This is a genomic window from Tunicatimonas sp. (assembly GCF_049647865.1).
Lineage (GTDB): Bacteria > Bacteroidota > Bacteroidia > Cytophagales > Cyclobacteriaceae > Tunicatimonas.
The window spans coordinates 1-8198 of sequence record NZ_JBARYM010000084.1 but is presented as its reverse complement, the minus strand read 5'-3'; the positions used below and the strand labels follow the sequence as shown (position 1 = coordinate 8198).

General features: G+C 44.6%; 6 protein-coding genes and 1 pseudogene. 3 read left to right on the top strand and 4 right to left on the bottom strand.

Going from position 1 to position 8198, the window contains the following annotated elements; translation table 11 throughout:
* From WBA23_RS02940 to WBA23_RS02930, 3 genes and pseudogenes are all read left to right on the top strand, one after another.
* Positions 1-947: pseudogene (locus WBA23_RS02940) on the top strand (cytochrome c class I); the annotation flags it as partial.
* Positions 948-952: 5 nt separating this feature from the next.
* Positions 953-2113 carry an SGNH/GDSL hydrolase family protein gene (locus WBA23_RS02935; protein ID WP_424580754.1) on the top strand — a complete coding sequence of 387 codons (1161 nt, stop codon included), beginning with the start codon at positions 953-955 and terminating at the stop codon, positions 2111-2113.
* 107 nt (positions 2114-2220) lie between these two features.
* Positions 2221-3177, top strand: a complete 957-nt coding sequence (locus WBA23_RS02930; protein WP_424580753.1) for a nucleoside hydrolase — start codon at positions 2221-2223, stop codon at positions 3175-3177.
* A 123-nt stretch (positions 3178-3300) separates the two neighbouring features.
* Here WBA23_RS02930 and WBA23_RS02925 read toward each other — a convergent pair whose 3' ends face one another.
* The 4 genes from WBA23_RS02925 to WBA23_RS02910 all read right to left on the bottom strand — a co-directional run.
* A complete protein-coding gene (locus WBA23_RS02925) occupies positions 3301-5442 on the bottom strand; it encodes a tetratricopeptide repeat-containing sensor histidine kinase (protein ID WP_424580752.1) in 2142 nt (713 codons plus the stop codon).
* Positions 5443-5586: 144 nt separating this feature from the next.
* Positions 5587-5955 (bottom strand): hypothetical protein, encoded by a 369-nt coding sequence (locus tag WBA23_RS02920; protein ID WP_424580751.1) that lies wholly within the window; start codon positions 5953-5955, stop codon positions 5587-5589.
* A gap of 24 nt (positions 5956-5979) precedes the next feature.
* Entirely contained in the window at positions 5980-6564 is a 585-nt protein-coding gene (locus tag WBA23_RS02915; protein ID WP_424580750.1) for an RNA polymerase sigma factor, read from the bottom strand.
* A gap of 168 nt (positions 6565-6732) precedes the next feature.
* On the bottom strand, positions 6733-8198 hold a 1466-nt coding region (locus WBA23_RS02910), incomplete at its 5' end, for a M3 family metallopeptidase (RefSeq protein WP_424580749.1).

The window sequence follows — 8198 nt, the reverse complement described above, 5'->3', positions numbered from 1 at the left end:
ACGAATTTAACGGTATTGCAATTGGTCAGGAGGGGCAATACATTTACGTAAACAGCGGAGCTCGCACCGATCATGGCGAAGTGCAAGATAATGACGGTGAGTATCCAGATGCCAGAGAAGTGCCACTTACCGCTTGCATTCTTCGCTTACCCGCCGGTGGAAAAGAAATTTTGCTCAAAAATGACTCGTCGTATTTGGTTTCCAACGGGTATTTATTTTCTGACGGAATACGTAATGCCTTCGACTTGGCTATTTCGCAAGAAGGAAGACTATTTGGAGTATCTAATTCCTCTGATTACGATCACCCTGAAGAAATGAATTGGCTGCGCGAAGGTCGACACTACGGGTACCCTTGGGAAATGGGCGGGGTTCTCAATCCCCAACAATTTGCTGACTGGGACCCTGACCCCGAGAAAGATCCTTTTATAAATACGGTGGCATTTGCTCATCGGGGAAAACAATTTCGTAACGATCCCGACTTTCCACCTAAACCGGCTAACGTAGAGTTCGTTCCCCCTATTCAAAATCACGGCCCGGATGCTAATATCTACCGCGACCGAGAAACCGGAATTATTATGGATGCTGATACTACCGGAGCCACGGTAGGCACATTTACCGCGCACCGCTCGCCTCTAGGTTTATTTTTCGACCAGGATAGTGTATTGGCTGACCCCTACCGGGGAGATGCTTTTGTATTAAGCTGGTCCGATGGGAAAACTCAGCCCCTGATGCGGCCATTTTCTCAGCTAGGTGCGGATCTTCTTCATCTGGAGCTAACTTATGAGCCGGAAATCGATAACTATTCTGTCCGTAGCTACCGTATTATAGGTGATTTTCAGGGACCTACCGATGCGGTTCAAGTCGATGAACATATCTACGTAATCGAAAATCGGGGTAATATCTGGAAAATCACCATGCCCTCTAACCTTCCCATTGCTCTGAACTAATATTTATGCCGTATCTCCTTCTTTTACTGCTGCTGGCAGCATCAGCTTGCCATTCGTCTGATAGTACATTTTCTGCCAACTTTCAAGAAGAGGCGTTATCAGATGATTGGGATTTAATCCCATTAGGAAAAGATACTACTCAGAACAAAACCGCCTTCAACGAAATGTCTGGGATAGCCGTTGCTCAGAATGTTCGGTTGGAAAGTCCTAAGTTTCCAATAAAACCCTTGCAATATTATCGAGTAGAAATGCAGGTGCAGGCAGATGAGAAAACCATGTGGGCACTAATTTTTTATAACGATAAAGGTGAAATGCTATTGGCGGACCATTATTCTAGTATTGACCCCAGCATCGATTTTCAGCGATACGTTTTCTATGCGCAATCTAAGGCGAATGCTACCCAGGCAGCGTTCTGGCTACAACCTGCCGAAGGGAAAAGCGCCTCTTTAAAGGCAATCAGTATTAACCCGGCAGTAGATGCTCGAGCGGTAAAACATTGGTCGGACAGTGTTTATCAGACGATTCCTTCAGTCGTTTTTTCACCACCCACTCACCGGTTTCAGCATCTGGATAAAACGAAGAAAGCATTAGAAAATGGTGAGAAAGTGAGAGTAGTGATGCTCGGCAACTCAATTATTAACGACACCGGAAATTCCGCCTGGGAGGTACTGGTAGAAGAGATGTATCCGGGGGCTGATCTGGAAGTAATTACCTCGGTGCGGGGCGGCACCGGATGCACTTACTATCAACATCAAAATCGAGTTGATACTTTTGTAGTACAGTACCAACCCGACTTGCTGATGATTGGCGGTATTTCTCACGGCAATGATACCGCAGCCATTCACAGTGTTATTCGGCAAGTACGGGAACGGATGGAACCCGATCCGGAAATTATGGTAATGAGTGGCCCGGTAGGCCGGGGCGGGGACCCTCGTACCAACGTAGAGTTTACGCTACAACCATCGCCCGGTGATTTTCGAACCCAACTGGCTCAAATGACCAGCGATGCCGAAGTAGAATACTTCGATATGAAATCAGCCTGGGGGGAATATATGGCTCACACCCATGCTTCTTACGACTACTTTCTGCGCGACCCCGTTCATGCCAATGCTCGCGGTCGTCAAGTACTCGCCCGGTTATTGGCTACCTACTTTGAACCTGAATAGTACTACAACCCACATTTGCTATTCCGTCGGGATAGGAAAATATCACTGTATAGAAAAAGTGACGATAAGTTTTTGGGGGTATTCACATTTCGGAGTAAACCAATAGTATGATAAAAAATGCTGTCTTCTTTGATCATGATGGTGGGGTAGATGACTTGCTTTCATTACTGCTTCTACTGGCTACACCAGAAACAGAATTAGCTGGCGTGGTGGTAACTCCTGCTGATTGTTACCCCGATTATGCGGCTGATGCTTCTCGTAAATTGATGGATTTAATGGGTCAAACCAATACAGCAGTAGCAGTAAGTGCGGTTCGGGGAGTTAATGCTTTCCCTGAGGTTTGGCGCGCTCAACCTTATATTATTAATGCTTTACCCGAACTATTGGCCATTGAGCAACCGACCTCACCACTGAGTAATCAGGAAGGAGTGGACTATGTAGCAGAAACCCTCTCTCAGACTACAAGTCCCGTTACTTATTTGATGACAGGACCTTGTACTACTTTGGTAGAAGCGCTGCGAAAGAAACCGGAGATCCGGGCGAATATAAAGGAAATTGTTTGGATGGCTGGGGCTATTCATGTAGCGGGTAATGTTCGTACATACACCCACAATGGTTCAGCCGAGTGGAATGTGTATTGGGATGCTTTTTCAGCGCATTGGCTACTGAATCAAAAACTTCCTATTACGTTGGTTCCGCTAGACATTACTAACCATGTTCCGGTAGGAATACCGTTTTTGAAACGATTAGCGCACCAATCGCAGTACGACGTTTCTCGGCTGGCTTCAGTATGCTGGGCAATCACAATTAACTCTATTCCAGGTTACGATTATTTGTATCATATGTGGGATGTGCTAGCGACTGCGTATGCTATTCGGCGAAGCTTATTTGCCACTCAGACTATGAATGTAGATGTATCAACCCAGTTGCCAAATGAAGGGGAAACAATAAAAAGCACTGAAACCGGGGGATTCGTTACGGTGGTCGCCAAAGTATCGCTAGAAGCATTTTATAACTACCTGCTTACCCAACTTCAGCAGAATTTTACCGGGAAGATAAAGTAGTAGCTATGTATTAAGAAAGCGCGCCCGTCAGCTCATTAACTACTGAGGATCGGTAACTAAAATGAATAAACTGAACCGAGTTCGTCAATTAATCTTGTTCTGATAGGGTAAGCAATGCTTATTTTATGTGGTGATGGTGATAGGTTTACTACTTTGTGGATAGGCAGGAAATTGTTGCGGGTGAGTAACTAAGGTAAAGTGAAAAGTAGACCCTTTTTTTAACTCACTCTCTACCCATATTTCTCCACCATTAATACTTACAAACTCTTGACAGAGAATTAAGCCTAAGCCAGTTCCCTTCTCATTATCGGTACCATAAGTGGTATGTTCTTTCAACTGAAATAGCTTATCTACATCTTCGGAACTCATACCAATACCCGTATCAATCACCGAGACAGTCACGTTATTATCTTTCAGAGATGCTTCAAGCGTAATAGAATCATCTTTGTAAGTGAACTTAATGGCGTTAGAAACTAAGTTTCGTACAATAAGCCGTACCATCTCGGGGTCGGCGTAAGCTGTTAGTGCTGAGTCAATATTGCAATAGAGGCTTACTTCTTTCTTTTCAGCTAAAATAAGTTGGGAGCTAATAACCTCTTCCACCAATGTAGACAAGGTGAAATTTTCTGGCTCTACCCGGATTCCCTGCATCTGGTTGCGAGTCCATTTTAAAAGGTTGTCCAACATATTAGTGGTATTTTCCACTTTAGAAGAGAGTGATTCAAATACTTGCTCAATCTCTTCAGCTGAAAGAGCGTTACTATTCATCATGGCGATCACTCCTTGTAGCGAGCTTAGCGGACTACGAAAATCATGAGAGATGATAGATAACAGTTTATTTTTTAGACTATTGAGCCGAACTAAATCTTGATTTTGACCTTGTAACTGCTGCTGCTGCTGCCGGAGTTTATCATTCATTTGAGTGAGCTGTTCATTGCTCTTAGCGATTTGCTCTTTTTGGGTAGATAGTTGCAAGCTGATTTTTTTTCGTTGTTTATAGGTTCTATACAAGAGTAGCAATCCACTAAGCAGCAATAGAGCAGCTACGGAAGTGGCTATTGAGTAAACCATTTGCCGTTCAATTACTGCCTCTCGTTCAGAAATTTGCGCTTTCTTTAGGACATTGTCTTTCTCTAACATTTTAATTCTGGTATTATCACGTGTGCGTTCCAGGTTGGAGATGATCTTGCTTTTCTCAACAGAGTAAATACTATCTTGGTAAGCCATTTGGATAGCCTGATATTCGTAGGCTTTTTCAAAATCACCCAGTTCAGAATAATAGTCAGCGAGTAACTCACCCGATGTGCTGATCTCCATGGGAGCCTGGCTAGATACAGCCAAATTATAAGCCTGAGTAGCTGCCCGAATGGCTGCTCGCCGCTCTTGGCGCGCCCAACGTACGTGAGCTAATAATTGCCAAGCATACAATTTTGAATTTGTGTTTTGTTGTCGCTGGGCGAGTTCTAAAATATACTTGGCATTGGATAATGCCTCGTTGAGTTGATTGCGCTTTATTTGGACATGGGTGATTCCGTATAGGGGAGTGGCTGCTACATCTTCATCATCCTGTTGTACAGCCCATTCTAAAGCCCGTTGGTAGTAGTCCATCGCTAAGTCTAAACTATCCAGATTTTTACGCCAAATAAAACCAATATTGGAGTACAAATAAATAATATTTACGGTGTCTTGATTAGCTAAACCTATCTTCAGGCTTTTCTTGTAATAATCAATCGCTTTGTAGAATTCTTTTTGATAGGCATAGACATTACCAATATTAAGATAGGTTTTGCCTTGCCCATCTAAGTCTTCCCGCTTTTCCCAAATAGCTAGCGCCTCGTAGTAACTCTGCAAAGCTTCGGCATAATGACCCTGAAGATCATAGGCAATGCCAGCTAAATTTAGCATATTAGCCAACTGAGACGACTTATTGGCATCCTTACGAACAGTAGCAATTGCTTTGTCAAGAATTTGAATAGTACTATCGTAGTTGCCGTTATTGTAATGAGCAACCGCTATCCCGTAATCCACCCTAATCAAAGTATCGGGCATACCTAACTCTTGCGCTTGCTGCTTTATCTTTGCGCCTACTACTAACATCTGCTTAGGAGTCTTCTGTAGGTTCTCTAACATAGTAGTCTGTTCGGTACCATCGGCTTGAAGATATACCTGGGTCAAACTATCAGCATTAGTAGGCTGAGCTGCACTTATACCTCCATTGAAGCAAAAAAATAAGTAGCTAAGGAAAATTGACAGGTGACTACTCATATTCAGATACAACGAATCTTATATTAAAGGAGTATAAACTATTTGCTGCTTAAATATAAAATGATTAATTGTTGCAATATAAGTTAATAAAGTATTTTGAGGAAAGGTGTTTTCTTAGATAAAAGTACGTTGTATATAAAACAATTATACTGATTCTTGGTGGCTTTGTGAATCAGAAGGTTGTGGCATCCAACCCCATTTGCTACAGTGTTGCTTCATGGTAGATTTGAACTTTTCTCGCTCTTCAGGAGTCATATTACGCCATTTTTCTTCAAAGCGATTCTTCCAGGCTCGTTTGCGAGTCAAATAGTCTCCGCCCCAGCGCCCCTGTTTCAAGCTACTAAAAAGTACTTTTGAAAGTATTAGCAAACCTAGTGCCTGACCAAACGAGATAGATGGACCATTAAACAGTGCTGGTACTAACCAGTTCCAAAGTAACATTACAACTGTACTAAGTGCCAAAATGGCTAGGGCAGCTAAGGTAATCATATTAAGAATCCAGTAGCGTTTCATTTTTCTCGCGTTAGGTGGTTTGCGTTAATCGCGTAGGTCGTCGTATAAGTTCTGTAGTCGCTTTCGCAGAAATAAAACCGCATAGCGCTTTCGAGACAGTAGCGTATTAACCGGAGCATCAGTAATAGCACTAATTTCCTTGAAGCTACGATCTTCAAATTCGTGCATCACAAATACTTCTCGCTGATCTTCGGGCATTTCTTCTAGTGCTTCTTCTATGGCATGCCAGATGACCGAGCGCATTAGCTCGCTTTCAGGATGGCTGCTAAGGTCAGATAGCATATCCTCTAATCGTAGTGAGGTTTCGCCTTCGGTAAAACTTGCCGACTGCTCGCTGAAACTACGGGGCTTCTTCTTGCGGTAACGATCCGTAATTTTGTTACGGGCTACGGTAAATAGCCAGGAAGTGACCCGGTCAATAGATTTGACCGTTCGGTAGGCTTCCGTAAATTGATAAAAAACGTCTTGTAATATATCTTCGGCTTCTTCTCGGTCGGGTATGCGTTGCTGGATAAAGCTCAATAAACGCGGACGTTCACGTTGTACTGTCAAGCTAATCTCGTTCTCCTTACGCGGTATCAGACCACCGGTTAAACTCAGTGCTTCCATGATGATTGGTAAGACGTACTAACGGGAAAAAAATTGTAAAGGTTAAAACGGAAGCCGGTAACCGGAGGAGGGAGGCCGGAAATTGAAATTTATACATATCTGAAAAGTCAGGCTATTTTAACCTTTCCTCCGTCTTCCCTTCTCTCACCTCCGTATTCCATTTTTCTTTTATTGAGGAAAGCCTCGGTCGCGCATGAGAGCATCAATCTCGGCATCACGGCCCCGAAATTTACGGTAGGCCTCCGAGGGGTCCATCGCGTTGCGGGGGGCGAAGAGGTATTTGACTAGTTTATCAGCCAACTCTTTGTCGTAGAAACCGTCTGGGGCTTGAGCGAAAGCTTCGGCAGCATCGGCAGTGAGTACATCAGCCCACATATAGCCATAGTAGGCAGTGGCGTAACCTTCGCCGGAAAATACGTGACTGAAGTGGGGAGTACGGTGGCGCATCACTAGTTCTTCGGGCATGTCCATAGCCGCCAGCGTTTCTTTTTCAAATTTATCTACATCCAAATCTTCCGGATCGGCCAAATGCAGCTTCATATCCATGAGAGCTGAAGCCAAATACTCGGTCGTCGCAAAGCCCTGATTAAAAGTATCGGCTTTCTTAATCTTATTGATCAGCTCCTGCGGCATGGGCTCCCCCGTTTTGTAATGAACCAGGTAATTCTCGATAACCGGATCGGTAGACAGCCAGCGCTCCAGCAACTGCGATTGGAACTCGGTGTAGTCCCGTACTCCCCCATTTAAAGTTGGATAGCGCACATTCGATGAGAAGAAGTGCAGGGCGTGTCCAAACTCATGAAAAAAGGTAGTGGCATCGTCCCAGGAAACCAATACTGGCTCGCCAGGAGAGGGTTTTACAAAGTTAGAGTTGTTAGACCCCAACACAGTTTTTTTACCGTCAAAGGTAGTGTGGCTACGGTAGGTAGTGGCCCAGGCTCCCGAGCGTTTGCCTGTCCGAGCAAATGGGTCAAGATACCAAAGCCCGATATGCTCACCGGAGGTTTTATCAGTTACTTCCCAAACTTTCACATCCTCGTGGAATACCGGTACTTTTCCTTCGGGTACCGGAGTAAAATTGTAGTTAAATAACTCGCCCGCCACAAAGAACATCGCTTCCCGCAGTTTGTCTAACTGCAAATATTCCTTCACCTCATCGGAGTCCAGATCGTACTTCTGCTGGCGAACCTTTTCGGCGTAGTAGCGGTAGTCCCAAGGCTTGATGGTGATATTATCGCCCCGCTCATCGGCTACGGCCTGCATATCTTCCACTTCTTCGGCTACCCGGGCAATAGCCGCGGGCCACACAGCATTCATTAGCTCCATCGCATTCTCCGGATTCTGAGCCATACGGTCCTGTAGTCGCCATTCGGCGTAGTTGTCGTAGCCTAGCAGGCCGACCCGCTCCTTACGCAGCTTCAGAATTTCTTCAATGATCTTATTATTATCGTGCTCATCACCATTGTCACCCCGAGAATAGTAAGTGCGCCATACTTCCTCTCGCAATTCTCGCTCATCAGAATAAGTCAGAAACGGATCCATAGAAGAGCGAGTATTGGTTACCGCGTACATACCTTCTTTATCCCGATCAGTCGCGGCACTAGCGTAAGCACTAACGAGCGATTCGGATAAGC